Origin of the sequence: Pseudomonas taiwanensis, assembly GCF_013393345.1 — a bacterium.
Lineage (GTDB): Bacteria > Pseudomonadota > Gammaproteobacteria > Pseudomonadales > Pseudomonadaceae > Metapseudomonas > Metapseudomonas resinovorans_C.
The window spans coordinates 216,646-241,855 of record NZ_QJRF01000060.1 but is presented as its reverse complement, the minus strand read 5'-3'; the positions used below and the strand labels follow the sequence as shown (position 1 = coordinate 241,855).

The following is a 25,210-nucleotide window of genomic DNA, read 5'->3' as shown; positions in this document are numbered from 1 at the left end:
GTATATTTTTTATCCCCATTAAAAGCCTAGGAAAATCAATGACATGAGTGAAATTTCGTCTCGCCAAGGGCGTTGGGGTCAAGAGCGGCGGCTGGAGTTCATCGACTTTCGTCTCCTCTGGGAAGGGCGAGTGAACCGCGCCGACCTGACCGGTTTCTTCAAAATCTCTGTGCCTCAAGCCTCTCTGGATTTTTCGAAATACCAGGAACTGGCTCCGGCGAACATGCACTACGATCGGGTGCAGAAGACCTATGTCGCTACAGAGGGCTTCCAGCCTTTACTCGTTAAGGAGGATTGTGGGCAGTACCTAAGCGAACTGTTGTGGCGTAATACGGGGACCGTCGCCCATAGCGACAGCTTCGTGGGCTGGGCACCGCCGGTAGATTTCTTTCCGTACCCCAGCCGAAAGATTGATCCGCAAAACTTCATTCCTCTGCTTCGAGCAATTCAGAAGCAAATGGCTATCGTCATTGGCTACCAGTCCATGAGTAATCCCGAGCCAACTGATCGCTTGGTTTTTCCATTAGCGTTTGCCCAGGATGGCTATCGTTGGCATTTGCGGGCGTACTGCTATTCCTCTCAACAACATAAAGATTTTGTCCTCGGCCGGATATTCTCGGTGGGTACGTCTTCAAAACCCGCGGATCCCGTCCCTGAGGACATTGAGTGGAACTCCTTTGTCAATGTGGTTATCGGGCCCAATCCAAGCTATTCCGAGGCGAAGAAGTCGGCTATTTCTCGCGACTACAACATGGTGGAAGGTGAGGCGAGAATTCGAACCCGACGGGCTCAGCTCTACTATTTGATGAGGCGCTTGAACATCACTGAATCCGATGCCCCGCCTGCCGAGCACCAGCAGATTGTGCTAGTTCGTATTGAGGAGGTTTGAGCACCGGCTGGGGGCGCAGAGGGATTTCATCGCTAGTTCGACGTATGCCGATGGCTGAACCTCCTTCACGTGCCGGTACCCCGGCTTACGGTGCGACAAAGGCGGCACAAGCATCGGCGAGATGTTCGGCGCGAGCGTTTCACTGCCCTGGCTATTTTCAGCGTCACCTTCAGTCCTCATGTGCAGCTTCGACCTTATCTCGTTGACACCCCTCCCCTTGAAATTCCTAGTGATCGCCACTATTACGCCATCACTGGTCCATTGAAGGGTGCTGCACTGCCTTTAACTGGGCCATTCAAAACCAGGGTTCGAGGGCAATGGAATGACAGCGGGTATCGAAATCGATTTTTTACCGGTGGGGAATGGGGAGCACAGCGGTGACGCCATCGCGATTCGTTGGAGGGAAGGTGATGGCTTCCGAGTAATGGTCTACGACGGAGGCACCCAAGAATATGGTGTGGCGTTGGTCGACCATATCCAAAAGCATTTCGGGACACACCATGTGGACTACTTGGTCAATTCTCATCCGGACAACGACCATGCCGGGGGCCTGACGCATCTCGTGGAGACACTTTCGGTGGGGGAGGTGTGGATGCATCGCCCATGGCAGTACAGCAGCGAGATTCGGCATTACTTCCATGACGGACGTATTACTGACAATAGCCTGGCGGAGCGCCTACAGCGCAAAATGAGCGCTGCCTATCGCCTGGAACAGGCTGCTGTTGAGCGGGGCATTCCGGTTCGGGAGCCCTTCGCGGGTAGCCGGATAGGCATCTTCCAGGTGCTGTCGCCGACGCGAGATCGATATGTCCATGAGCTTATTCCTGCGTTCGAAAAGTCTCCTGAGTTGAAAGTAGAAAGCGTGGTGGAGGCTTTCAAGGATTTCGGGCGCAAAGCTGTTCAGTTCGTTGCCAGTGCTTGGGATTTGGAGTATCTGCCAGAAGCGGTGACCACCAGCGCTGAAAATGAAAGTAGTGTGGTTGTGTTTGGCAGTTACGATGGTCGCGGCTATCTGCTGACCGGTGATGCTGGCGTGGAATCGCTCAAGGCCTCAGCCGATTTCGCGATCGGTCAGGGTATTCATCTCCCGTCTGCCGTCGACTTTGTGCAAATTCCCCACCATGGCGGGCGCCACAACGTGTCCACGGAAGCACTGAATTTGGTCGTGGGTGAGCCGTCGCCAGACGACTCCGTCGTACCCCGGCGAGTAGCCTTTGCGTCCGCTTCGGCGAAGGCGCCAACTCATCCCAAGCGCGTGGTGACTAACGCCTTCATTCGGCGTGGCTTCAGGGTTGCACAAACCAAAGGCCAATCTATCCGGCATCAACGAAACATGCCAAAGCGAGATGGGTATGGAGCTCTGGAATATGTTCCCTTCCACCATGAGGTCGAGAAATGAACAGCCTGCAGCTAATGGGTAGTGGGCTGGCTAAGGCTACGCTCCTGCTTGACCCTTATGAGCGCCAGGCACGTCTCTATCCCGCCTTGCTGTGCCTCCTGCCATTCGCGGTCATGGCCATCGCGCTGTACGGTAATCAGATGCTCCAACTGAAGGGCTTGTGGTGGTTGGCGGGCGCCGTGGGTGGGTTGTATCTCCTATCGGACATTGCTCGCAGCCTGGGCAAGGGCAAGGAGAAGGGCCTCTGGTTGCGGTGGGGGGGCGTGCCCAGTGTCCAGGTTCTCCGTCACCACGACGACGTCTTGGATTCGGTGTCCAAACGACGCTATCACGATTTCTTGGCGAGGAAGCTAAAGGTGGTGTTCCCGTCAAGGGAGATCGAGGGCGCGGATCCAGGGGCTGCAGACGCAGTCTATGCGGCAGCAGGCAACTGGCTTCGGGAGGCGACGAGAGATAAGAAGAAGTTCGACTTACTGTTTCGAGCCAACGTGACTTACGGCTATCGTCGAAATGGCTTTGGTGTGCGTTGGCTAGGACTGCTGATGTGCCTGGGGGTTGTCGCTTGGGTGATGCTGCGACTAGGGCTCAGCTCCTGGGCGCAGCGGCTAGATGCTGTCGCACATCCAGAGGCACTACTTGGGGCGGGGGAGGCTGTCACCATTGGGGTGGCCTTGGTCATGGCTGTTGTCTGGATTTTCTACTTCTCTGAGGCCCGGGTGCGCGAAGCAGCTTTCTCGTATGCGCAGCGCCTTGTGTTGGCATGTGAGGTTCTCCTTCCACATGCTCCTACACGGACGGCCAAGAGTGGGGCGACAGCGCTCCAAGAATGATCACGATTTCTGGAGGTTTGCGGCGCTAGTAAACCGGTTTGGCTGCTTTAGGTCGGATGTCACCGACCTAAAGCAGCAAGGCTTCACTGAAGCCAAGATTTCACTGCCGCTGCGCCATACTCGGCTTTCCAAGCGTTCAGCACCTTGTTGTTACCGCCCTTCGTCTCGACCACTTCATTGGTGTGCGGATTCTTGTAGACCTTGACGGTGCGCTCGCGCCTTTGAGTTTTCCGAGCCGGCAGCGGAGTGCTCGCGCGACCTGGATCAAGGATGTTGATTACTGCCTTTAGCCCAAGGCCATATTCATCGAGAAGCGCTCTGAGTTTGGTTTCAAACTCAATTTCGCGCTTGAGTTCTGCGTCGTTCTTGAGGCTGTTCAGCGCGGCAAGTTGTTCCGCGAGCTGTGCCTCCAGGCGTTTAAATTCGGCCAGTTTGCTCATTGCATTCTCCTTAGCGTGATGCAAATAGACACCGCAGTTAACCGGTTGCGCGTGAAATTACTCTGGCGCTGGGCATTGCCCTTGGTCAATTTGCAAGGAACGCAATGTTCGATGCCATCAGTCCAAATTCTCAGCTATGTACCTGACTAGCTTGAGTGGTTCGGTGCTGTCGATGATGGAGAACATCACGTCCCGTTTGCTGCGGGGAAGACGTTGAGCGCAGCGTTTCGCCGTAGCTTTGATTGCTTTATCCGAACAGTGAATCTGAGCGGCGAGCAAGAGGGCAATGGTGGCGTCCAATAAAGTCAAACTGCGATGCCTTGTGTCAGTTAGCTATCCAGTATTCGCCAACTCGTAGATCGCTTCAAGTCTTCGTGTGAGCTGCGAGAGCAATCGCTTTACTTTGATTCAGACCGTGCCCACTACGTCTTCTGACGCTACAGTTGCACCGTGGTGGCTATATGATGCTGCTTTGGTGATTTTGCGGACACTACGCCTAATCGGCAGGTGATAAGAGGGCAGCGCCATGGACTGGAAGGGAGCATTGCGCTCTATGTAGGATGCGTCCCCTAAACAAGTCCCAGCGGTGGGATGGTACCCGTAGTGGATGAGGTGGTGTGCGTCAGCTTAATGCACCCGCGCATCCTATTGCTCCAGCAGACCTTTGCGCAGAACCCTTTAAACCTCGGTTCGACAAATACCATTTCTAGCACCGGAGAGCGGGGTAGAGTTCCGTTCCTTACCCCGTAGGCACAATTCAGGTAATGGCAACTGTCGCTGATCTTTAAGGCGCGATCTGCCCCATATCGACAGAGTCCAGGTTTTCAGCAATGTACCTGACCAGCTTGAGCGGCTCGGTGCTGTCAATGATAGAGAGCATCAAGTCCCGTTTACTGTGGGGAAGGCAATTGGCGCAGCGCTTGGCCGTGGCCTTGATGGCTGCATTGGTGCCATGGATGTGAGCGGTGAGGAAGAGGGCCAAGGTGGCATCTTGAAGGTTCAAACGGATGTGCTCGCTGTGTGTCCCAAGTGAGTGGGCCGTGTGCCGTTAATTCTGCTCAATCCTACTTACTCCAACGATTGGGCGTGCCCTGTGGTCGTGAGAGGGACGGGCAGTCAGCGGGGACCGGATGCTCACTCGTTAATTTGATTGCGGGAAAAAAGAGGAGCCCGAAGGCTCCTAAAGGTTAACGCCGCAGGCACAAATCGCGGCGTCGACGGTAGAAGCGAATCAGGCTGCGCTGAAGGTCTTGTGCGGGTCGATGACGAATTTCTTCGGCACACCGGCATCGAACTCGCCGTAGCCACGCGGTGCGTCATCCAGGCTGATGACCTGCACACCCACCACTTCAGCGATGTTGATGCGGTCCCACATGATCGCCTGCATGAGCGCGCGGTTGTACTTCATCACCGGAGTCTGGCCGGTGTGGAAACTGTGGGATTTCGCCCAGCCGAGGCCGAAGCGGATGCTCAGGCTGCCGATCTTCGCCGCGGCATCGGTAGCGCCCGGGTCCTCGGTGACGTAGAGGCCGGGGATACCGATCTTGCCGGCCACACGGGTGACCTGCATCAGCGAGTTGAGCACGGTGGCTGGAGCCTCGTGCTGGGCACCGGAATGGCCATGGCCACGCGCTTCGAAGCCCACCGCGTCGATGGCGCAATCCACTTCCGGCTCGCCCAGCAGAGCGGCAATCTGCTCGTGCAGCGGGGTGTCCTGGGACAGGTCGGCGATCTCGAAGCCCTGCGCTTTGGCATGCACCAGACGCACCGGGTTCACATCACCAACGATGACCACGGCGGCACCCAGCAGGCGCGCGGAGGCGGCGGCGGCCAGGCCCACCGGACCGGCACCGGCGACATACACGGTGCTACCCGGACCGACGCCGGCGGTGACCGCGCCGTGGTAGCCGGTGGGCAGGATGTCGGAGAGGCAGGTCAGGTCACGGATCTTCTCCATGGCCTTGTCGCGGTCCGGCAGCTTGAGCAGGTTGAAGTCGGCGTAGGGCACCAGCACGTACTCGGCCTGGCCGCCGGTCCAGTCGCCCATGTCGACATAGCCGTAGGCACCGCCGGCGCGGGCCGGGTTGACTGTGAGGCAGACACCGGTGTGCATTTCCTTGCAGGAGCGGCAGCGGCCGCAAGCTACGTTGAACGGCACGGAAACCAGGTCGCCGATCTTCAGGCTTTCCACGTCACTGCCTTTCTCGATCACCTCACCGGTGATCTCGTGGCCGAGCACCAGGCCGACCTGGGCGGTGGTACGGCCGCGCACCATGTGCTGGTCCGAGCCGCAGATGTTGGTGGAGACCACCTTCAGAATCACCCCGTGCTCGATCTTCTTGCCGCGGGGATCCTGCATTTTCGGGTAGTCGATCTTCTGCACTTCGACCTTGCCCGCACCGAGATAAACGACACCACGATTACCAGACATGCCAACTCCTTCCACTCATGCGAGTGTTTCGGGATTCGGTGGTTTCCAGAGGAACCACTGAAAGTTCGTGATTATTGGTTTCGGAGGAGGGCGCACATGCATGCAACGGCAGTGCGCCTTCGATAGCGCCTTAGGTTAGGCGCCTGATGTGCTTACTCAGCTTTAAAGCAGTAAACCGCCAGCTTGTTCCCATCGAGGTCGCGAGCATATGCGGCGTATGCGTTCGGAGCCCAACCACGCGGGCCGGGAGCACCTTCGTCTTTACCGCCGGCAGCAAGGGCAGCGGCATGGAAAGCATCAATGGCGGCGCGATTGGGTGCTTCGAAGCTAACAGTGACACCGTTACCTACGCTGGCAGGTTCGCCGTTTGCAGGTTTCAGTACGAAGAAGGACGGAGCGTCTACGCCCCAGATGGAGCCATTTTCGCCAAGATCTGCAATGCGCTTATTACCCAGCGCACCCAAAACGTTGTCGTAGAAGCTACGGGCTTTGGCCAGGTCGTTGGTGCCAACAGTTACGTGCGTGAAGATGGACATCTTGTGATTTCTCTTTGTGGGTCTAAAGATGGCTGGAGAGCATTGCTCTCGGCCTTGGATAACTGGGTCGTTAGACTCAGTCTTGAAACTGGATAACCGTTCGGATGCTCTTGCCTTCGTGCATCAGGTCGAAGGCCTTGTTGATGTCATCCAGGGTCATGGTGTGGGTGATGAAGGTGTCCAAAGGGATCTCGCCCTGCTGTGCCTTGTCCACGTAGCTCGACAGTTCGGTGCGGCCCTTCACGCCGCCGAAGGCCGAACCGCGCCAGACGCGGCCAGTCACCAGTTGGAACGGACGGGTGCTGATCTCGGCACCGGAGGGCGCCACGCCGATGATCACGGACTCGCCCCAACCCTTGTGGCAGCACTCGAGCGCGGCGCGCATCAGGTTGACGTTGCCGACACACTCGAAGCTGTAGTCGACGCCGCCGTCGGTGAGCTCGACGATGACGTCCTGGATCGGCTTGCTGTGTTCCTTCGGATTGACGAAATCGGTAGCGCCCAGCTCGCGGGCCACCTCGAATTTGTCCGGGTTGATGTCGATGGCGATGATCCGTGAGGCCTTCGCCATCTTGGCGCCGATGATCGCTGCCAGGCCGATACCGCCCAGGCCGAAGATGGCTACGGTGGCGCCTTCTTCTACCTTGGCGGTGTTGAGCACGGCACCGATGCCGGTGGTCACTCCGCAGCCGAGCAGGCAGACCTTCTCCAGCGGGGCGTCCTTGGGAATCTTCGCCAGGGAGATTTCCGGCAGCACGGTGTATTCGGAGAAAGTCGAGCAGCCCATGTAGTGGTAGACCGGCTCGCCGTTGTAGCTGAAACGGCTGGTACCGTCGGGCATCAGGCCCTTGCCCTGGGTAGTGCGCACTTTCTGGCAGAGGTTGGTCTTGCCGGATTTGCAGAACTTGCACTCACGGCACTCGGCCGTATAGAGCGGGATCACGTGGTCGCCCACCGCCAGCGAGGTGACGCCCTCACCTACGGCCTCGACGATGCCACCACCCTCGTGACCGAGGATGCAGGGGAACACGCCTTCGGAGTCAGCACCGGACAGGGTGTAGGCGTCGGTGTGGCAGACGCCGGTCGCCACGATGCGCACTAGGACTTCGCCCGCCTTGGGCGGCGCTACGTCGACTTCAACGATCTGCAGTGGCTGATTGGGGGCGAAGGCCACCGCAGCGCGAGACTTGATCATTCCAGATGTTCCTCGTTACTTGGATTTTTTGTTGGTTGCGGTCGTGCTTGTGCCGCACAGCAACGAACCGTGCACTCGGGCTCGTATAACAATTGCAGTGGTAATGCCTCAGAACACCTATCGAACGATTGCCCCAGGGGTAGGGCGTGACAGGCTAGGAAGGAGAGTCGTCACGCAACTGATGAGGACTCATGGTCTTGAACTCGCAACTGTCGTTTTGATGCACGAGGTTTGGATCAGAACCCGCTCCATTGCAGAGCGGGTTCTTTGATGACTCAGGCGTGTTCAGCATCCCAAGCCTTGATTGCCTCGCTGGCTACTCGGAAAGCAGCAAGAGCAGCCGGCACGCCGCAGTAAATTGCAGCCTGCATTAGCACAGCACGGATTTCTTCCCGAGTGACACCGTTGGTCAAGGCACCTTTCACGTGGACGCCCAGTTCGTGGTGTTGGTTCATCGCTGTCAGTGCAGCAAGGTTGATGATGCTCCGCGTTTTGAACGGGAGGGTTTCATCACCCCATACCGCGCCCCAGCAGTACTCAGTAACCAGCTCCTGCATCGGCTTATTGAAGCTATCCGCTGCAGCGTAAGAACGCTCGACGTGTTCTGCACCCAGTACGGCTTTACGATTGGCAAAGCCCTTTTCAAAAAGCTCTCGGTTCATTCTCTATTCCTATGCGTTGTCTTGGACTTGAATCGCAGGCATTTCGATGCCCGCCCACTGTTCGATGAGGCAGGCAATTCGAGTGAAGTCAGCTCCCTCGCCGTAAGTTGCGCGGGTCATGTTCAGAACCTGCCGCACGGCACTCCCGACGGGCATCGGCACACCCATGGCCTCGGCTTCTTCCAGGCAGATGCGGGTGTCCTTCAGTGACAGGCCGGTGGTGAACCCGAAGTCGAACGTGCGAGGGAGGATCGCTCGAGGGAGCTTGTCGGTGGTTGCACTGTTACGGCCACTTCCAGCATTGAAGACGTCGAGCATGACCTTTGCGTCCAGCCCGGCTTTAACGCCCATTACCAAGGCTTCGCAGGAAACTGCCAAAGCCGTGACCGAGACCAGGTTGTTCACTAACTTCATCGTCTGACCCAGACCTGGTTCGTTACCGCAGGAAATGACTTTCCCGAGGTTTTTCAGGATCGGGGTCGTCTCCGCTTGCTCGCGCTCAGGACCCGACACCATCAAGGCAAGCGTCCCTTTGCGGGCTCCTGCCGCGCCGCCACTCACAGGACAATCGAGCGCTGTGATGTCATGTGCTGCCAGTCCGCTGGCAAGCTGCTTGGCTGCCCGCGGGCCAGATGTGGACAGGTCGATGAACACTCGGACCTTGCCACCGTTGCAGACGCCGTTTTCACCCAGAGCGACCTTGAGCATGATGTCGGGGGTCGGCAAGCTGGCGAGTACGATTTCGGCTTGAGCTGCAACTTCGGCCGGGCTGTGGGCGGAGGTTGCGCCCATCGCTACGAGGCGGCTCACCGAACTAGTGTTGAGATCAAAAACCGTCAGCGAATAACCTGCTTCTACCAGCCTGGTAGCCATTGGTTCGCCCATGGTCCCCAAGCCGATGAAGCCAATGCTTGGTAAGCTCATTCGTTACTTCCTCTGCTGTCTACTTGTGCTGAAACGGATTGCTTGAGCAACTGGATGATTGCTCGGCCGTGGGCGATTTCGTCGTCACAGACGGCGTGTTCGCGCCCTGGATAAGTCTCAAGCTCCACGTCGCCGCCCATGCGGCCAAAGACGGTTGCGGTCTGGTCGGTCCTGGCTAGAGGAACCCACGGATCGGCATCTCCATTTCCCAGGAAGATAGGGGTCCGCTGCAGCTTCCGATCAAGTAACCAGGTCATTTGCTCCGGCCCAATCAGTCCGCCGGTGTAGGCGACCAATCCGCCCCAACGAGTTGGATTGCGGTAAACGAATTCGCAGGCCAAGCATGCGCCTTGGGAGAAACCGAGTAGGACGATTCGGGATCGGGGAATGCCACGATCTTCAAGGCGTCCGACTGCTACTTCCACGCGCGCGAGAGCGTGGTCGAGATGCGGCCGATTGTTCTCCAGCGGTGCCATGAACTTGTCGGGATACCAGCTGTTGTCGCTCGCCTGCAGCGCTACGTAGGAAACGTCTTGCACGTTGAGGCGATCGGCAATCGCGACCATGTCCTGCGGTCCTTGCGTTCGGCCGTGGATCAGAATTACCGCCATGCCGGTAGCTTCTGGTGCCGGGCCGAACTCGTGAGCAGGTTGGTCCAGGTGTGGGGTCGGAGACATGCCTCTGTCCTCAGTACTTGAGTGGTTCGAGGTATGCCGCGATTTCCTGAGCATTGGCGCCCAGCTGTGGCGGAATCTGGATTGTTCCGCCGAGATTCTCGTACGACTCGTCGACGAGGAAACCCTGAGGCTTGGACACCGAGGCTTCGAACAGGGCACCACCAGGCGTGCGAACGTAGATCGAGTCGAAGTAGCCGCGATCTTTGCGGTCGGAAACGTCGGTATAACCAAGGCCTTCGAGATGCAGCTTGACGCTGCGTTGGATCTCCAGGTCGGAGACTTCGAAGGCGCAATGGTGAACGGTGCCCTCGCCATAGGCCCAGGAACCCTGCGGCAGATTGGGTGCGAGCTCGAAGTCGATGATGGTGCCGGTACCACCATTGCCCACCTCGAAGCGGGTGAATGCACCATCGACTTCTCGCTGCTTCCCGCTCCAGCCGTAGTGCATGAACTCGGAGGAGTTCTCCAGATCGCGAACCGTGACCGTAATGCCGTGGGTTCCACGAATACCAAATTCGCTTGGGATAGCCCCATTGGAGTACGGCTTGCGGTTGTCGTCAGCAATGCCAACTAGCTCATAGACGATGCCGCATGGATGGGCAAACTGCAGGAGCTTCTCGCCAAATCGTTCCATGAAGGCCGGCTTGAACCCGAAACTGGAAAGATGCTTCTCCCAGAAGCTAAGCGAGGAGACTGGTACCGAAAGGGCGAGAGTCTTGACCTGGCCAGAGCCACGGCGGGCCTTACGACCGGACTGACGCATCGGGAAGCAGGTGACCAGCGTGCTTTCTTCGCCGAGGTCGTTCCCGTAGTAGAGATGGTAAATCGGCTCGTTTCCGTCGTAGAGACCGGTCTTTTTGACGCTCTTCAGTCCGAGCACCTTGGTGTGGAAGTCGTAGTCTTCCTGGGCACCGCCGACGTTCAGGGTAATGTGGTGATGGCGGAGGATATGCGGATTGATTTCCATGAGGTTCTCCAGGCGCGTTTTAGTTGGAGTTAGGACGGATGCCGAGGAAAGCGTTTTCGAGGAGCTCGCCGATGCTTGCTCGTTCGATCGTTCGGGGGTTCCAGTAAGGGGAGGCACAGGCGATGTCAGCCGCGCGCGCCACGTCTTCTCTACGAAGGCCGATGTCAGCGAGGCTTTTCGGAGCACCGTGCTTGGTGGCCAAGTCGTACAGCCCCTTGGCTGCGTCATCGACTCCGAGCGCTCGGGCAACACGCGCTATGGCTTCCGGAGCAGCCGACGCGTTGTAGGCAACCGCATGAGGAAGCACCACGGTATGGGTCTCCGCGTGCGGTAGATCGAAGCTGCCGCCGAGCGTGTGGCACAGCTTGTGGTGCAGGGACATGCCTACCGCGCCTAAACAGGTACCGCACGCCCAAGCGCCAAAGAGGGCATCGGAGCGTGCTTCGCGATCATTTGGGTTGGCATGGATGCGAGGAATGGCGCGGGCAATTGCGGCAATGCCTTGCTCGGCAAGCATCGAAATCAGTGGGTTGGCATCTTTCGAATACAGCGCCTCGACAGCGTGAGCAATTGCGTTCAGACCGGACGTGACAGTCAGCTGCGCCGGGAGGGTAAGGGTAAGCTCCACGTCATAGATGATGACTTCCGGCAGGACCTTTAGGGTCCGCTGTGTGGTCTTGATACCCTTTTCGGTCTGGCCGAGGATCGGGGTGGCTTCCGACCCGGCATAAGTGGTCGGAATGGCGATCTGGGGAAGGTCGGTGTTAAGTGCGATGGCTTTGCCAAGGCCGATTGTCGATCCTCCCCCAAGAGCAATGACGCAGTCAGCGTCTAGGCGCTTGACGTGCTCCACCGCCCGCGCCGTAACTTCGACGGGAGTGTGCATGGTGGCCTCAGTGAACGTACCGACTGACAGCTCCCCGAGGGAATCCGATAAATGCTGCGCTTCTGCCTTTTGATGCGGCGTTGATAGAACAAGCGCGCGTTTGCATCCAAGTAGCTGAACTTCTTCAGCAACCTGGCGAAGCGTATCGAAGCCAAATATCACACGCGCAGGAAGTGCGTTGTAGGAAAATGGTTGCATCGGATCTCCTCACTGACCTCTTATTAATATTGCTGCAGCACATCAGTAAAAATACTTGTAGGACCGCGCAGGTCATCTATCGAAAGATAGATTTGAAGTTTTATTTCGCTTTCATGGATGCATCGACGATGCTGTGCACTACTGCTGTTAGATATCCAGTTCAAGAACAGGTGTTTTAGAGCGCGAAACGCAAACCAGCATGGTTTTTCCTGCTGCTTTTGCTTCGTCCGAAAGCACAGTGTCTCGATGGTCCGGTGTTCCGCATACAACTGTTGCCTCGCAACTACCGCAGATGCCTTCGCGGCAGGAGTAAGGGATCATGTAGTCATTTTCTTCGAGGACATCCAGAATGGTTTTGTCCGCGGGAATTAGGTATTCCTGTCCGGTACTCTTGATAATCAGTTTGAACCCGTCGTTGACTTCTGATTCGTCCTTTGGTCGAGCACTAAACCATTCAAAGTGAACGTGGTCAGAAGGACGAGTTGAAGCGGCTTGCTCAACGCGTTGCATGAGCGGCATAGGTCCGCAGCAATAGATGTGGCTATCGGAGCGCATCTGTGAGATTGCCGATTCGACATCAAATTGGGTTCCGTTACTGTCGTCCAAGAAATGGAATGTGACTTTCTCTCTGTCGAAGCCCAGAAGCTCTTCGTAAAATGCGGCTCTCAATTTCGTGCGGGCGAGATAGTGCAAGTGCCAACTCTTACCTTGACGTTCACACCAGCGAACCATGGAAAGCATCGGGGTGATCCCGATCCCGCCGGCAATGAAGTTGTAGTGTTCAGCGTCAGCGACTAGCGGGAAATTGTTGCGCGGAGGCCGGACTCGCAGGGTTTGCCCAACCTTGAGGCCACCGTGAAGGAAGCTAGAGCCGCCCCGGCTCTCGGGGGAAAGGCTCACCGCGACTTGATATCGCTTGCGCTCAGTCGAGTCGTTGAACAACGAATAGTGACGAACCAGGCTATTAGGGAGGTGAACTTCGAGATGGGCACCTGGTGCGAATTCGGGCAGTTCTTTTCCGTCTGCGCACTTAAGTTCAAACGAAAGAGTGTCTTTAGCTTCCGATCTAATGGCGGAAATTATCAGATCTAGAAATTCGGCAGACATGGGGTACTCCTAGCAAGCAGGCTTACTGCTCGTTCTTGTTCGGTGTGGCTGAAAGAAACTTCGCAACTGCTTCCCTGGCAACGACGGACTCGTCCAGAACTAGATGCCCTGCATCTGCAAAGAATTGGATTTGTGCATTAGGTACGTATTTTTGCCAGTGCACAGCGAGGGGGGCTGGAAGAAGCCGATCTTCCTGTCCCCATGCAATTAGGGAGGGCATGCTCAGCTTCTGGAGTACCTCAGGCATTGATAAGTTGTTGAAACCATCCGAAAGCAGTCGCATTGTCGACGACGTCTCTCTTTCTCTCATCTTCATGAACTGCGGATCGAAGCCGTCAGGAAGGTAACGCTTGAGCGTGGAGAGATCGTTCACCATGTAGGCAGGGAATTCTTCCGGCTTTACTTCACGAAGGTCAGGAAGCGAGATGTTTTCCACTTCGAGACCAGCTGGAGCAATTAGAGCCAGTTTCGTAATTTGCTCAGTGTTTTCGGCCGCGTACTCAGCGGCCAGTCGGCCGCCGAGGGAAAAGCCGACGAGATGAAATCGACTTAGATTCATCAGGGAGAATAAGTTTCGGTAGTGATCTATGTAGTCTTGGAAGTTACTGGCTGACTCACTATCGTCTGACTCACCGAAACCGGGGTGATAGGGCAGGATGACGCGAAAACGATCGATCCATGTGCGGGCAAAGTCGATGCCGTGCCAGGTGCCGGCACCATGAAAGAACACGAGGGGTTCTCCCTGACCAGCGCTGTAGACAATAGTCCGAGTTCCTTCGACAACGTACTCGTCTCGTTGGAAACCGGAATGGTCCACACGGGCATCGCCCCACGTCATCGAATTCATCGAAGTACTCCTGCACTATTGTTATTGGCAGATACACGATGAAGGGTGCTGTGTGTTAGGACACCTATCCTTGGATAGCCTGATCTCGGCTAACTACTCGGAGAGGGGGGTGATGGGCTCAAACCGACCCAATGAAGCCGGTTTGAGCATGGGCAGAGAGGATCAAAGATCTAGGATGAGGCGGGAGCTTTTGGCTCGAGAGCAGCAAGGCATGAACTGGTCGTTCGCTGCCTTTTCCTCCGCGGAGAGGAACATATCGCGATGATCCGGCTCGCCACCTAGTACGCGCGTAGTGCAGGTACCGCAGATGCCTTGTTCGCAAGAATAGGGGATATCGATTCCATGCTCTGCCAGGGCTTGGACAACATTCATTTCTGCCGGAACGGTATACACCTCACCGGTGCTGCTGACCTGGACTTCGAATGCCTGATCCGCACCTGGCGCGGACGCTGGTTGGGCAGCAAAGTATTCCCGATGGAGGTGGTCTTCGCTCCATCCGCTATCCCGCGCGGTGTTGAGAATGAAGTCCATGAATCCGCCAGGGCCGCAGACGTATAGATGAACGCCATCTCCTGGCTCGCCAAGGACGAAGCTGGCCTGCAGCTTCTGCTCTTCGGGGCCGATGTCGAAATGAAAATGCACGCGACTTGCAAAGGACGATGACTTGATGCGGTCGACAAACGCCGCTCGGTCGTCAGAGCGTGAGCAATAGTGCAGCTCAAAGTCGGCGCCAATTGTTGCCAGGCGCTCCGCCATGCAGAGGATCGGGGTTATGCCGATGCCGCCGGCGAACAGCAGACTCCGCTTGGTCGCGTTGTGGAGTGGAAACAGGTTCTTCGGCTCGCTAATTTCGACCCGGGCGCCGACCTCCAATTGCTCATGCATCGACTTGGAGCCACCCCGTGAGTTCGGTTCCTTCAGCACGCCGACGAGATAGCGGTCTCGCTCATCCTGGGAGTTGCAGAGCGAGTACTGGCGTTGGTGACCATCGGGGGTGCGCACGTCGATGTGAGATCCGGCGCTGAATGCAGGTAAATGCGCACCATCGGCCCTGCGGAATTCGAAGCTTTTGATACCTTCCGCTTCGACTGCGATTGCAGTGACGACTACTTCCATCACATGACCTCCGTGGCGCTTTCACGAGCGATGAGTCGATCAAGGATGCGACGGGATTGGACGCCACCTGCGTCGATGTTCAGCTTGAGCAGCTTGCGTTCGGGGTAGGCCAGCAGGTTGCGTTGCTGTTGCTCAAGTATCTCGAGGTCTTCGGCGAAGATCTTCCCTTGGCCCTCCTGGATGCGTTCCGTGAGTGCGTGGTCCTGGGCTTGGAAGTTCCGGGCCATTCCCCAGAAGTACCAGATCGACGTTTCTGTCTCCGGTGTAATGAAATCGACCACGATGCTATTGGCCTTGAGATTCGCGGGCGCATTGATTCCACCATTGCCTGCCAGCGCCACGCCAACATCGATCAGCACATGGCTGGGAGGGGTGAAACGGCAAATTTGCCAGCGGTCAACGAGCTGATCGTCCGGAAGATTGTTGCCGCGGAGCGCCGCCTGCCAGAAGGGCGGGGCCATGATGTTGCTCATGAACCGCGAGGTGATGACTGTGTCGCCTTCAGAATGAGTGGCAACCGGAGCTTCGTCGATCTCCTTCTGGCCAATGCTTGACGCGTGCACGTACGTTTCGTGCGTCAGGTCCATCAGGTTGTCGATCATCAGTCGATAGTCGCATTGGATGTGGTAAAGGCCACCGCCGTAAGCCCAGTCGGGGCTTTCAGCCCATTCGAGGTGGTGGATCTCATTGGCATCGGCAAGGGCGGCGTCGCCTGGCCAGATCCAGATGAAGCCGTACCGCTCGACTACCGGGAAGGAGCGGATGCAAGGGAAGCCTTGCACTCGTTGACCGGGCATCGAGACGGTCTTTCCATCGCAGCCCATGACCAGGCCGTGATAACCGCAAACGAGCTGTCCGTCCCTTACGAAACCAAGCGAAAGCGGGGCGCCACGGTGAGGGCAGAAATCCTCTACTGCATGGACCTTTCCTTCGACGCCACGGTAAAAGGCGATCTTCTCGCCACAAATCTGCCGCCCCAGTGGCTTGTCGGCGATCTCATCGGGTGTGCACGCAACGTACCAGGCGTTCTTCAGGAACATGATTGACTCCTCCCAGGCGGGATTGTTGTTATTGGATCCAATTTAGTTTGCCCATACGCCGAGGTAAGATGTCAACCGGGATTTTTGAATCCAATACGCAGGTGCGTAGTCCTTTTTTGGGAGTTGAAGATGAGCAAGCCCGGGCAGCATGTCCTCGTGACCCTTCGAAAAATGATCGCTTCTGGCGAACTCGCGGCTGGCGAAAGGCTGGCTGAAATACCCACTGCTGAGGCGCTTGGGGTCTCAAGGACGCCGGTGCGTATTGCTTTTCGCACGCTGGAGCAGGAGGGCCTGTTGAGCCGGGCCGGTGCCCGGGGCTATCTGGTCAGGGGCGTTAGTCCCGAGGAAATTGCGGGGGCGGTTGAGGTCAGGGGGGTGCTGGAAGGTTTGGCGGCCCGGCAGGCCGCTGAGCGAGGCTTGTCCGAGGAGTGCCTGCGGGGCCTTCAGCAATGCCTGGAAGAAGGGGATCTGTTATTTGCGAAAGGATTCGTCACTGACGATGACCTGGAGGCTTATCAGGATCTGAATATGCGCTTCCACAGTCTGATCATTGAGGCCAGCGGGAATCCCGCCATCGAGATGGCCCTGATGCGCAACAACCACCTTCCGTTCGCGTCCGTCACCGCGCTAGCTGTGGACCGTAATGACATGGCGCGGGAATACCGCCGATTTAATTTTGCCCATATGCAGCATCACGCCGTGTACGACGCGTTGATCCATGGTGCAGGCGCTAGGGCGGAGGGGATCATGAAGGAGCATGCCAACGCTACTTTGGGCTATGCAGAGCTATTTGCCACCAAGCAGTCGTCAAGACCAGGGCTGCGCGTCATACAGGGCTAAGGGGTATAGTGGATCCAATTTTGCGTTCGTGCCGCTTCGCTATAGGATCCAAAGCTTTGCCGGGCCGGTGCGGAAGGAGTGGCCAGCGCGCATTAGCGTTGCCCGAGCACCGGCCTTCCCATGAGATGTCCCTTTCCGCTGTAAGCGCTCGGCTCCGTCCCGATCCCCTCGCTATCTTTTGATAGGTGTAACGCTCTCTCTTGCGCTTCTAACTGACAACCTCCCGCCCGACACGACCGTATTTCATGGCTCTGCGGGCAATAACAAAAAGATCTCAGGAGGTTGAGATGGCTGCCGGTAACAAGGTCGTCGTGGTTGGTGCTGGTCCTACTGGATTGTTGATTGCATTGGGGCTAGCGCAGGCCGGAGCCGAAGTCACCGTAATCGACAAAGGGGAGGGGGTTCTTCGATCTCCACGGGCAATGGTCTATTTGCCCTCCACGCTGAAGGTTCTTGATGACGTCGGGGTATTGGAAGACGCGAAGCGCATTGGCGCCTTTGGCTACCGATTCACTCAACACTTCCTGTTGTCTGGGCAAAAGGGTGGGCTTGATTTTCACGATCTGGAGGGAATCACCCCCTACTCGTACATCCTTCATTTCGGCCAGGATGAGCTCGCGGACTTGCTCCTTGAGCGGCTGAAAGCTCTGCCGAATGCGACGATCCAGTGGGCGACAGCTTTCCAGGGATACACCCAATCCGACGACAAAGTGCAATTGCAGCTGGAGCGCGATGGTTGCGAAGAGTTCCTGGACGCTGATTGGCTGATCGGATGCGACGGCGCCGGTTCCGCTGTCCGCAAGGCCATGGGGGTTCAGTTCGAGGGCTTCACTTGGGATGAGGTCTTCATGGCGACGAACCTCATCTACGACTTCGAGAAGTTCGACTATGCCGACAACAACATGGTGGCCGATCCCGATGATTGGCGCGTTGTCGCAAAGATCAATAATGACGGTTTGTGGCGTGTTGCCTACGGCGAAAGCACGGAACTGACTGAAGAGCAGCGTGTTGCTCGTATCACTGAGCGCTTCAAGCGAATCCTGCCTGATCCCAGTGAGCCATACGAGTTGGTGCTGGCTAACTCCTATCGGGTGCATCAGCGTTCAGCTGAAACCTATCGAAGCGGAAGGGTGCTGCTAGCCGGTGATGCGGCTCACGCGACCAACCCAATTGGTGGCCTGGGACTCACTTCCGGGGTACAGGATGCGTCGTTGCTTATCAAATCCCTGTCCGCTCAGTTCAATAACCAGGCTGCGGACGACGCGCTGGATTGGTATGCATACGAACGTCGCCGCTGCTTCGTTGAGATCGCCAGTCCTACTGCCATTGAGCTGAAGCGCCGAATGCAGGAGCGCGAGCCGGCCAAGCGCCAGGCGGACGAGGCAGGCTTCTTCGCGATGCTCGGAAATTCGGAATACAAGCGCAAAGCGATGCTTTCCACCTTTGATCTCGCTGGGCGTCCGTACCGTGAAGATTGGCGGCAATCCTATGTAGCAGAGGATCTGCGCAACAACGGTGGGATCGTGAGCGGTCACGGAGGCGTGACCATCGAGAGGGCTGGTTAGTGGCGGCCTGTCACAGAAAAAGACAGGCAACCACCATCTCTATCTTTCGATAGGAGAGAAAAGATAGGGAATGCAGAAAGGTGTAGTTATTCGGCGTTGCGTCCTGCCTGGTGGAGCGCCGGATGACTAGCTACGAAGCAACAACGAAATAAATTGCTTTGCTATTACGTGCTTTATGTTGCGAGCGGATTTCTGGGCTAATTACGCGCGGGCGGATCTCTCCCTGTCTCTTACTACAAGGCAGTCCTAGTCACTTGCTGTGCTGCGATGGTTCAAGGGGTAATGTGTAAATAGATTCAGTCGACGTGCTGACTCTTCCCGATCGTAGTTAGTGTCCTGCTTAAACCTGGAAATGCAGGCGATGGAATTTATGTCCTGTTCGGTCAGCCTCGTCAATCCGCGGAAACCAGCGCCTGGGACCGAGTCGCTATTTTAAAAATATATGGCGATGCTGCGCTAATCATACAGGTGAGGCGCGTATTGCCAAAGCGTGGTGCACGCGCTCATTCGGCATGACCCGAGCTTGGCGATCAAGTACGTCACGCCGGGCTTTCTAAAGATAGGTTTTTGAGTTAGACGATTACCACACAATAAAGGTGGATAAGGCATTTCGCGCATCTGGGTGCGACCCTTAGGGGCCTTTCTCAAGACTTCAGAATAAGAAGAGGAAAACAGTATGTTCGTGAAGAACTGTTGGTACATCGCAGCATGGGATTACGAGGTTCCTGGTGATACCCCTGTAAGTCGAACCATCATTAACGAACCGATCGTGCTCTACCGTGATAGCAAAGGGGATGTTGTCGCACTTCAGGATCGTTGCTGCCACCGCGCCGCGCCGCTATCACTGGGCTCGGTTGAAGGTGATGCACTGCGCTGCATGTACCATGGCCTCAAGTTCGCTCCGAATGGAAAGTGCGTTGAAGTTCCGGGCCAAGAAACGATTCCTGCGAAAGCCTGTGTACGAAGCTTCCCTGTTGTAGAGCAGCATAGTTGGGTTTGGGTCTGGATGGGTGATCCTGAATCGGCTGATCCTTCGCTAATCCCGCTCTCGGCCAAGCTTGACGATCCAAAATGGATATTCCGATCTGGCCAAATCGACTACCTCGCGCATTATCAGTACATCAACGACAACTTGCTGGACTTCTCGCACCTTTCGTATGTGCACCCGAATAGCTTCGGTTCGAGTCTCGACTGGGCTCGTACACGTCCGAAAGTAACCCGGCTTGAACGAGCTGTTCGAGTTGAGCGCTGGGTGGTAAGCCAGCCGGCGCCGCCGACTATTAGTGGTGTTACAGGTGACACTGTTGATATGTGGAATGCTTACACATTCTATGTCCCTGGCGTGATGATCATGCACAACGCTGTCTATCCGCCAGGTACCGCCGCACTTTTGGGTGATCAACCTCCTACCGACAAACCGCTGTTTGAATCCTTGACGTGTCAAGGCGTCACCGCCATTACCGAGACTACCTCCAGATACTTCTTCTCTTGGGGGCCCGATTCGATCCGCGGTAATGACGAGATGGCTGACGAGATGTTCAAAGCTGCCAGGATGGCCTTTGAAGAGGATCGCGTCATGATTGAGGCTCAGCAGCGCGTTCTGAATCTCAAGCCGGACGCCGATATGGTGCCAACTTCTTCGGATCAAGCTCTCGGTCAGTTTCGCTGGATTGTTGACCGTTTGCGCAAGGCCGAAACTGTCCAAGGCTCCTGAAAGAGCTTTTTTACTGGAGTTGGTATAGAAAAGCGGGAGGCCGGAATTGAGTTTACTTCCAACTTATGAAGTCTTTGCGGTGCGTTACGCACGCGTGGACCGCAGTCGTCACGAGAATTTTATTGACTGCCATCACAACCACGATCATGCAATGCCAATGGACTACTTCGTTTGGTTAATCAAGGGGGAAGTAGATTCAATTCTGGTCGATACTGGCTTCAATCAACAGGCGGCAGATAAACGAGGTCGTGCGTTGTTGCGTTGCCCTATCGACTCCTTGAGAAACCTTGGAGTTAATCCTGATGAGCTCCACGACGTAATCATCACGCATCTCCACTACGACCATGCTGGGAATATTGATCTACTGCCCAAGGCAAGATTTCATATTCAAGATGATGAAGTGAGCTTCGCAACTGGGCGTTACATGCTGCATCGACCACTGCGTCATTCATACAACGTTGAAGATGTGGTCAACCTTATTCGGGGTGTCTACCAAAATAGGGTCGTGTTCCATGATGGCGATTATGAGTTGGTTCCTGGGGTCGAGGTATACAAGGTTGGTGGACATACCGCTGGCCTACAGGTAGTGCGTGTTCATACCTCGCGCGGATGGGTGGTGCTGGCTTCGGATGCTAGTCATTTTTATTCAAATATTCTCGAAGACTCTCCGTTCCCCATCGTATTTAATGTGGGTGACATGCTGGATGGTTATAGGCTTATTTCTCGGCTGGCGGACTCTCCAGATCATTTGATACCCGGTCATGACCCCTTGGTCCGACGTCGCTTTCCGGCTTTTGAGTGTGAGTCCGCGGATATTGTCTGCCTACATGTGCCGCCCACGACCAATCTGGATCACGGGGATCTCGAAAATGGAACTGCCTAGCTGTTATGTCGAGTTTATCCAGGCATTAGTTTCTAGGTTTGGTTGTCTCTATCCTTAGATAGGTGCTCGTCCTTCTAGGTGTTGATAGTTTCGGAACCTATGTAGTGCTAAGTCGCGGTCTTTGAGTAGGCGGTCCAGTTACTGGATCTGCAAAAAAAATAAGAGGAGATAATTATGGCTGGCCTGTTTAGGGATTCCATCCCGTCTACTGATATTGATCTCTGGACTGAGGAGTCGATTCGTAACTCTGAAGAGATTAATGTAAGTAAGATTGGTCCTGTTGTTCGGCTTAATAAACATGACTGCTTCTTCGTCGGTAGCCACAAGGCCGCCCAGGCAGTCCTGAGTAACTGGAAGATCTTCTCTTCGACCGGCCGTCCCTTTGGTGTCGATGACCAATCGCTGGTCCCACGGATCCTGGTTACTGAGGATCCGCCGGAGCATAAGCGCGCACGTGACGCAATTATGAAAATCCTCGGTCCTGAAGGAATCAAGGGACTGGAATCGGAGTTTACTCGCCAAGCGGAAGTAATAGTCGACGAAATGTTGCGACGGCAAGTCGTGGACGGCGTTCAGGATCTCGCAGCTAGTTATATTCTTAAAATTTTCCCGGACATTATTGGCCTACCATCCGAAGGGCGCGAAAAGATTCTTAAGTTTGGTCTTGCTGCGTTCAATGGTGCTGGCCCCCGCAACGAGATTCTTACTAAATCCATCGTCGAGGCCGAGGACGCGTTCGCGTGGATGGACAAGAATGCAACTCGTGAAACTGTGTCGTCGGGGGGAATGGCTAGCAAGATCTACCAGCTTGAGAAAGATGGTGTCATCAACAAGGAAGAGGCCGATTTGCTTGTCCTCACCCTGCTGGGGGCCGGATTCGACACCACGATGACTGGTATCGGTAACACCCTTCACGCCCTAAGCCAGGATCCGGAGCAATGGGATGCCCTGCGCGAGGATCCCAGTCTTGTGAAGGCGGCCTTCGAAGAGTCGCTGCGATTTGACCCGCCACCTAGGATGCTGGGGCGATTGGTCATGTCCGATACCGAACTTGAAGGAATGCCGCTGAAGCAAGGCGATGTGGTCGGCGTTTTCCTCAAAGCAGCCGGACGGGATGAAAGCCGTTGGGATCAACCAGGAAAGTTTGATGTGCGGCGCCGGGGACCCCACCTCGGATTCGGTGTCGGTGTGCACAGCTGCGCCGGCCAGCTACTCGCCCGCGTCGAATTTGAATGCCTCTTCAGGGTTCTTCTGCAGAAAGTAAAGCGAATTGAGTTGGCAGGTAATCCTGTTCGCTTGATCAATAATAATATTCAGGGCTGGGTCAATGTCCCGCTCAAGCTTCATGCTGTTTAAACTTGGAGGGCATTGAAAATGGCTAATATTGCTGGTGTTAATATTGATCATGTTGATGTGGTCATGAATTTTGGTGACCCGACACAAAAACTTTCTGTGATGGATGATGCCGTAAAGGCAAACGCAAGTATCAGGTTGATTCCCCATGATGTCAGGATCCACAACGCGAGAAACATCAACGCGTCCCTTGAGGAGAATGCGTTTACCCTCGGGCGAATTGATAGTTCGGTAACCAATTTCTTCGATGTGGATCAGGTCCGCTCGGTGTATTTTGCCGAGGTTGCTGAGCTCATTAAAGAAAAAACCGGTGCTGAATATGTGAAGGTTTTTGGTGAGCAAGTCCGTGGTGCTACGGAGGGTGGTCAGACGAATGCCCGTACCCCAGCCATGAACACCCATGTCGACTATGACATACCTACCGCGCACGCAATTGCTCAACTCTATGCGCCCGAGGAGCACAAGGCTCGTTATCTCTCCGGTCGGTGGATGATCATCAACGTTTGGCGGCCTCTCAAGACTATTGACCGTAACCCGCTGGCGGTAGTGGACGGTTCTACCATTTCTCGAGAGGACCAGCACCTTTGCAAACTGCTAGCAACTCGATCGGGTGTTAGTCCTGCGTTTGGATTCAATATCTCCTACAGCGATGAGCAACGCTGGTATTTCTATCCAGCCATGACCCCAGAAGAAGTTTTGATGTTCAAGATGGTCGACTCTGATGCTGAAGCCGTGCAGTGGGCCGCCCATAGTTCATTCAACGATCCGCACACCAGCCCCGATGCACCTGCACGAGAGAGTATTGAAGTTCGTACTATTGCCTACATCCCGTAGCGCCTAGATTGTAATCTGAAGTCTGGAGGTAGCGGTGCATACGCTAATTACCGGGGCGGCTGGATTTGTGGGCAGCGCCCTTGCTTGGGAGCTGTTAAGTCGCGCGGCCCCCGATGATACGTTCGTACTGACAGATATTGCTTTTGATCACGCTATATCTGACGCACGTGTCAATCAAATTGAAGGTCGATTGGACGATGGCGTTACTCTGACTCGTATCTTGGACGGAAAGCCGGACCGCATCTTTCATCTTGCGACTGTTGCGGGTCGACAATCGGTCGATAATTTCGAGCTCGGAAAGTCAACCAATCTTGACGCTACGATAGAGCTTCTTGAACGGTTACGTCTTCAAGGGAACTGCCCGCGGGTTGTTTATGCAAGCTCTGTTGCAGTGTTTTCTCCGCCTTGGGGTTCACATGTCGATGATGAGACGCTTCCAAATCCAGGGATTAGTTATGCCACGCATAAACTAATCGGTGAGCTTCTCATCAATGACTATACGCGGGCGGGCTTTATTGATGGTGTGGCATTGCGACTGTCGGGGATTGTTGCGCGACCCGCAGGTTCCGTGACCATGCTCTCCGCCTTTTTGAGCGACGTGTTCTTTTCGGTGGCTGCAGGTAGCCCATTCACCCTTCCGATGGCGCCGGAGTCTGGAACGTGGGTGATGTCCTTGAAACGCTGCGTTGAGAATCTTCTTCATGCTGGGGAAGTAGCTGCTGGTGATTTACCCGCTAGACGAAACTGGACGCTGCCTGCGCTATATCTGCAGATGAAGGACTTTGTCTCTGCACTTGCCGACTACTACGGTCCTCAGGTCTATGAGCTTGTCACTTGTGAGTCTGTCCCCCAAGTTGAGGCGCTTTTTAAGCAGTGTCCGCTTAAAGCTCCAGGTGCACTTCAACTGGGATTTGTTGGCGATGGTTCAGTTGACGAGTTTGTTCGGAACGTAATTCTGACTAATCCTCAATTGGCCAAGCGCTGATACTTGACGAATAAATTACAAGAAGAGGTGTGTATGAGTAAGCTTGAAAACTTGAAAGGAAAGGTTGCTGTCGTGACCGGTGGCGCCTCCGGTATTGGCAGAGGCATCGCTGAACAGCTCATAGCTGAGGGAATGACGGTCGTCATTGCTGATATCGAAGAGGGAACCCTTCAAGCCACTGCCTCGGAAATCGGTGCGGTAGGTATTCGCACTGATGTAAGTAATTACGAAAGCGTCGAGGCATTGGCTCGCGCCACGGTCGAACGCTTCGGTACAGTCCATGTTGTTTGCAATAATGCTGGTGTCGGGCCCATGGGGGCGATCGCCGATTTGTCCATCTCCGATTGGCGCTGGATTATTAATGTGAATCTCTGGGGCGTCATTCATGGCGTCCAAGCGTTTCTCCCAATTCTGAAAAGCAATGCCGACGGCGGCCATATCGTGAATACGTCGTCGATGTCTGGCCTTGCTACTACTCCGGAGCTTGGTTCCTATTGCGTCACCAAGTTTGGTGTGAATGCCCTTTCTGAGGTGCTGAGCCAGGAGCTCGAAGGCTCCAATGTAGGCGTAAGTGTGCTTTGCCCTGGACCGGTGCGGACCAATATTGGCAAGAGTTCGCGTAATCGTCCGAATGAGCTGAATGACGGCAAGCTCCATGACGTAATGCTTGAGGAAACTGAGCATTTCGGCAATGTCCAGATTCCATGGCTGACGCCTGAATACACGGGTAAGCAGGTCGTTCATGCGATCAAAGAGGGTGAGCTTTTCATCTTCCCGCACCCTGAACTATTCGGCTTTATTTCCGATCGCCATGCATTGATCGATGCGGCTGTGCAAAAGGCTCTCGATTGGAAAGAGAAGAATCCGGCCTGAATCGTACGCATTGCATAAT

General features: G+C 55.5%; 26 protein-coding genes. 11 read left to right on the top strand and 15 right to left on the bottom strand.

The window, feature by feature from the left end:
• The first annotated feature begins 43 nt into the window (after positions 1 to 43).
• From DM872_RS14225 to DM872_RS14215, 3 genes are all read left to right on the top strand, one after another.
• On the top strand, positions 44 to 889 hold the full coding sequence (locus DM872_RS14225; RefSeq protein WP_179060097.1) for a WYL domain-containing protein: 846 nt from the start codon (positions 44 to 46) through the stop codon (positions 887 to 889).
• Positions 890 to 1,211: 322 nt separating this feature from the next.
• Positions 1,212 to 2,288 carry a ComEC/Rec2 family competence protein gene (locus DM872_RS14220; protein WP_179060096.1) on the top strand — a complete coding sequence of 359 codons (1,077 nt, stop codon included), beginning with the start codon at positions 1,212 to 1,214 and terminating at the stop codon, positions 2,286 to 2,288.
• On the top strand, positions 2,285 to 3,118 hold the full coding sequence (locus DM872_RS14215; RefSeq protein WP_179060095.1) for a hypothetical protein: 834 nt from the start codon (positions 2,285 to 2,287) through the stop codon (positions 3,116 to 3,118). The genes DM872_RS14220 and DM872_RS14215 overlap by 4 nt, the downstream gene beginning before the upstream one ends.
• 83 nt (positions 3,119 to 3,201) lie before the next feature.
• Here DM872_RS14215 and DM872_RS14210 read toward each other — a convergent pair whose 3' ends face one another.
• The 15 genes from DM872_RS14210 to DM872_RS14145 all read right to left on the bottom strand — a co-directional run bounded on the left by DM872_RS14210 (position 3,202) and on the right by DM872_RS14145 (position 16,144).
• Positions 3,202 to 3,558 carry a histone-like nucleoid-structuring protein, MvaT/MvaU family gene (locus DM872_RS14210; protein ID WP_179060094.1) on the bottom strand — a complete coding sequence of 119 codons (357 nt, stop codon included), beginning with the start codon at positions 3,556 to 3,558 and terminating at the stop codon, positions 3,202 to 3,204.
• A 117-nt stretch (positions 3,559 to 3,675) separates the two neighbouring features.
• On the bottom strand, positions 3,676 to 3,858 hold the full coding sequence (locus tag DM872_RS31080) for a DUF7740 domain-containing protein (RefSeq protein ID WP_444860449.1): 183 nt from the start codon (positions 3,856 to 3,858) through the stop codon (positions 3,676 to 3,678).
• Positions 3,859 to 4,342: 484 nt separating this feature from the next.
• Positions 4,343 to 4,540: a DUF7740 domain-containing protein gene (locus tag DM872_RS14205; protein WP_256873399.1), complete on the bottom strand. Its 198-nt coding sequence runs from the start codon at positions 4,538 to 4,540 to the stop codon at positions 4,343 to 4,345.
• 249 nt (positions 4,541 to 4,789) lie between these two features.
• Entirely contained in the window at positions 4,790 to 5,989 is a 1,200-nt protein-coding gene (gene fdhA, locus DM872_RS14200; protein WP_179060092.1) for a formaldehyde dehydrogenase, glutathione-independent, read from the bottom strand.
• A 152-nt stretch (positions 5,990 to 6,141) separates the two neighbouring features.
• Positions 6,142 to 6,525: a VOC family protein gene (locus DM872_RS14195; RefSeq protein WP_179060091.1), complete on the bottom strand. Its 384-nt coding sequence runs from the start codon at positions 6,523 to 6,525 to the stop codon at positions 6,142 to 6,144.
• Between the two features lie 76 nt (positions 6,526 to 6,601).
• A complete protein-coding gene (locus DM872_RS14190) occupies positions 6,602 to 7,720 on the bottom strand; it encodes an S-(hydroxymethyl)glutathione dehydrogenase/class III alcohol dehydrogenase (RefSeq protein ID WP_179060090.1) in 1,119 nt (372 codons plus the stop codon).
• A gap of 275 nt (positions 7,721 to 7,995) precedes the next feature.
• On the bottom strand, positions 7,996 to 8,382 hold the full coding sequence (locus tag DM872_RS14185) for a carboxymuconolactone decarboxylase family protein (RefSeq protein ID WP_179060089.1): 387 nt from the start codon (positions 8,380 to 8,382) through the stop codon (positions 7,996 to 7,998).
• 9 nt (positions 8,383 to 8,391) lie between these two features.
• Complete coding sequence (locus tag DM872_RS14180) at positions 8,392 to 9,306, bottom strand: NAD(P)-dependent oxidoreductase (protein ID WP_179060088.1); 915 nt, start codon at positions 9,304 to 9,306, stop codon at positions 8,392 to 8,394.
• The gene (locus tag DM872_RS14175) at positions 9,303 to 9,983 is read right to left on the bottom strand and encodes an alpha/beta hydrolase (protein WP_179060087.1); all 681 of its coding nucleotides are present in this window, start codon (positions 9,981 to 9,983) and stop codon (positions 9,303 to 9,305) included. Before DM872_RS14175 ends, DM872_RS14180 begins: the two co-directional genes overlap by 4 nt.
• 10 nt (positions 9,984 to 9,993) lie before the next feature.
• Complete coding sequence (locus DM872_RS14170) at positions 9,994 to 10,950, bottom strand: VOC family protein (protein ID WP_179060086.1); 957 nt, start codon at positions 10,948 to 10,950, stop codon at positions 9,994 to 9,996.
• 19 nt (positions 10,951 to 10,969) lie between these two features.
• Positions 10,970 to 12,034 (bottom strand): maleylacetate reductase, encoded by a 1,065-nt coding sequence (locus tag DM872_RS14165; RefSeq protein WP_179060085.1) that lies wholly within the window; start codon positions 12,032 to 12,034, stop codon positions 10,970 to 10,972.
• A 147-nt stretch (positions 12,035 to 12,181) separates the two neighbouring features.
• Entirely contained in the window at positions 12,182 to 13,141 is a 960-nt protein-coding gene (locus DM872_RS14160; protein ID WP_179060084.1) for a PDR/VanB family oxidoreductase, read from the bottom strand.
• Positions 13,142 to 13,163: 22 nt separating this feature from the next.
• The gene (locus tag DM872_RS14155) at positions 13,164 to 13,988 is read right to left on the bottom strand and encodes an alpha/beta fold hydrolase (protein WP_179060083.1); all 825 of its coding nucleotides are present in this window, start codon (positions 13,986 to 13,988) and stop codon (positions 13,164 to 13,166) included.
• Positions 13,989 to 14,150: 162 nt separating this feature from the next.
• Entirely contained in the window at positions 14,151 to 15,107 is a 957-nt protein-coding gene (locus DM872_RS14150; RefSeq protein WP_179060082.1) for a PDR/VanB family oxidoreductase, read from the bottom strand.
• The gene (locus DM872_RS14145) at positions 15,104 to 16,144 is read right to left on the bottom strand and encodes an aromatic ring-hydroxylating dioxygenase subunit alpha (RefSeq protein WP_179060081.1); all 1,041 of its coding nucleotides are present in this window, start codon (positions 16,142 to 16,144) and stop codon (positions 15,104 to 15,106) included. The genes DM872_RS14150 and DM872_RS14145 overlap by 4 nt, the downstream gene beginning before the upstream one ends.
• A gap of 129 nt (positions 16,145 to 16,273) precedes the next feature.
• Here DM872_RS14145 and DM872_RS14140 point away from each other — a divergent pair, with 129 nt between their 5' ends.
• The 8 genes from DM872_RS14140 (at position 16,274) to DM872_RS14105 (ending at position 25,191) form a co-directional block, all read left to right on the top strand.
• The gene (locus tag DM872_RS14140) at positions 16,274 to 16,984 is read left to right on the top strand and encodes a GntR family transcriptional regulator (protein WP_179060080.1); all 711 of its coding nucleotides are present in this window, start codon (positions 16,274 to 16,276) and stop codon (positions 16,982 to 16,984) included.
• A 287-nt stretch (positions 16,985 to 17,271) separates the two neighbouring features.
• A complete protein-coding gene (locus tag DM872_RS14135) occupies positions 17,272 to 18,549 on the top strand; it encodes an FAD-dependent oxidoreductase (RefSeq protein ID WP_179060079.1) in 1,278 nt (425 codons plus the stop codon).
• Between the two features lie 676 nt (positions 18,550 to 19,225).
• Entirely contained in the window at positions 19,226 to 20,263 is a 1,038-nt protein-coding gene (locus DM872_RS14130; RefSeq protein ID WP_179060078.1) for an aromatic ring-hydroxylating dioxygenase subunit alpha, read from the top strand.
• A gap of 46 nt (positions 20,264 to 20,309) precedes the next feature.
• Positions 20,310 to 21,146, top strand: a complete 837-nt coding sequence (locus DM872_RS14125; RefSeq protein WP_179060077.1) for an N-acyl homoserine lactonase family protein — start codon at positions 20,310 to 20,312, stop codon at positions 21,144 to 21,146.
• 174 nt (positions 21,147 to 21,320) lie between these two features.
• Entirely contained in the window at positions 21,321 to 22,502 is a 1,182-nt protein-coding gene (locus tag DM872_RS14120) for a cytochrome P450 (RefSeq protein ID WP_179060076.1), read from the top strand.
• Between the two features lie 18 nt (positions 22,503 to 22,520).
• Complete coding sequence (locus DM872_RS14115; protein ID WP_179060075.1) at positions 22,521 to 23,333, top strand: CmcJ/NvfI family oxidoreductase; 813 nt, start codon at positions 22,521 to 22,523, stop codon at positions 23,331 to 23,333.
• Positions 23,334 to 23,367: 34 nt separating this feature from the next.
• A complete protein-coding gene (locus DM872_RS14110; protein ID WP_179060074.1) occupies positions 23,368 to 24,318 on the top strand; it encodes an NAD-dependent epimerase/dehydratase family protein in 951 nt (316 codons plus the stop codon).
• A gap of 33 nt (positions 24,319 to 24,351) precedes the next feature.
• On the top strand, positions 24,352 to 25,191 hold the full coding sequence (locus DM872_RS14105; protein WP_179060073.1) for an SDR family NAD(P)-dependent oxidoreductase: 840 nt from the start codon (positions 24,352 to 24,354) through the stop codon (positions 25,189 to 25,191).
• The last annotated feature ends 19 nt before the right edge of the window (positions 25,192 to 25,210 follow it).

Excerpts from the sequence above, each read along its gene's own strand:
- DM872_RS14160 (WP_179060084.1), bottom strand. The coding sequence starts at position 13,141 with ATGTCTGCCGAATTTCTAGATCTGATAATTTCCGCCATTAGATCGGAA.
- DM872_RS14180 (WP_179060088.1), bottom strand. The coding sequence starts at position 9,306 with ATGAGCTTACCAAGCATTGGCTTCATCGGCTTGGGGACCATGGGCGAA.
- DM872_RS14185 (WP_179060089.1), bottom strand. The coding sequence starts at position 8,382 with ATGAACCGAGAGCTTTTTGAAAAGGGCTTTGCCAATCGTAAAGCCGTA.
- DM872_RS14120 (WP_179060076.1), top strand. The coding sequence starts at position 21,321 with ATGGCTGGCCTGTTTAGGGATTCCATCCCGTCTACTGATATTGATCTC.
- DM872_RS14135 (WP_179060079.1), top strand. The coding sequence starts at position 17,272 with ATGGCTGCCGGTAACAAGGTCGTCGTGGTTGGTGCTGGTCCTACTGGA.
- DM872_RS14105 (WP_179060073.1), top strand. The coding sequence starts at position 24,352 with ATGAGTAAGCTTGAAAACTTGAAAGGAAAGGTTGCTGTCGTGACCGGT.
- DM872_RS14195 (WP_179060091.1), bottom strand. The coding sequence starts at position 6,525 with ATGTCCATCTTCACGCACGTAACTGTTGGCACCAACGACCTGGCCAAA.
- DM872_RS14145 (WP_179060081.1), bottom strand. The coding sequence starts at position 16,144 with ATGTTCCTGAAGAACGCCTGGTACGTTGCGTGCACACCCGATGAGATC.
- DM872_RS14165 (WP_179060085.1), bottom strand. The coding sequence starts at position 12,034 with ATGCAACCATTTTCCTACAACGCACTTCCTGCGCGTGTGATATTTGGC.
- DM872_RS14140 (WP_179060080.1), top strand. The coding sequence starts at position 16,274 with ATGAGCAAGCCCGGGCAGCATGTCCTCGTGACCCTTCGAAAAATGATC.
- DM872_RS14155 (WP_179060083.1), bottom strand. The coding sequence starts at position 13,988 with ATGAATTCGATGACGTGGGGCGATGCCCGTGTGGACCATTCCGGTTTC.
- DM872_RS14225 (WP_179060097.1), top strand. The coding sequence starts at position 44 with ATGAGTGAAATTTCGTCTCGCCAAGGGCGTTGGGGTCAAGAGCGGCGG.
- fdhA (WP_179060092.1), bottom strand. The coding sequence starts at position 5,989 with ATGTCTGGTAATCGTGGTGTCGTTTATCTCGGTGCGGGCAAGGTCGAA.
- DM872_RS14175 (WP_179060087.1), bottom strand. The coding sequence starts at position 9,983 with ATGTCTCCGACCCCACACCTGGACCAACCTGCTCACGAGTTCGGCCCG.
- DM872_RS14190 (WP_179060090.1), bottom strand. The coding sequence starts at position 7,720 with ATGATCAAGTCTCGCGCTGCGGTGGCCTTCGCCCCCAATCAGCCACTG.
- DM872_RS14215 (WP_179060095.1), top strand. The coding sequence starts at position 2,285 with ATGAACAGCCTGCAGCTAATGGGTAGTGGGCTGGCTAAGGCTACGCTC.
- DM872_RS14130 (WP_179060078.1), top strand. The coding sequence starts at position 19,226 with ATGTTCGTGAAGAACTGTTGGTACATCGCAGCATGGGATTACGAGGTT.
- DM872_RS14220 (WP_179060096.1), top strand. The coding sequence starts at position 1,212 with ATGACAGCGGGTATCGAAATCGATTTTTTACCGGTGGGGAATGGGGAG.
- DM872_RS14115 (WP_179060075.1), top strand. The coding sequence starts at position 22,521 with ATGGCTAATATTGCTGGTGTTAATATTGATCATGTTGATGTGGTCATG.
- DM872_RS14210 (WP_179060094.1), bottom strand. The coding sequence starts at position 3,558 with ATGAGCAAACTGGCCGAATTTAAACGCCTGGAGGCACAGCTCGCGGAA.
- DM872_RS14170 (WP_179060086.1), bottom strand. The coding sequence starts at position 10,950 with ATGGAAATCAATCCGCATATCCTCCGCCATCACCACATTACCCTGAAC.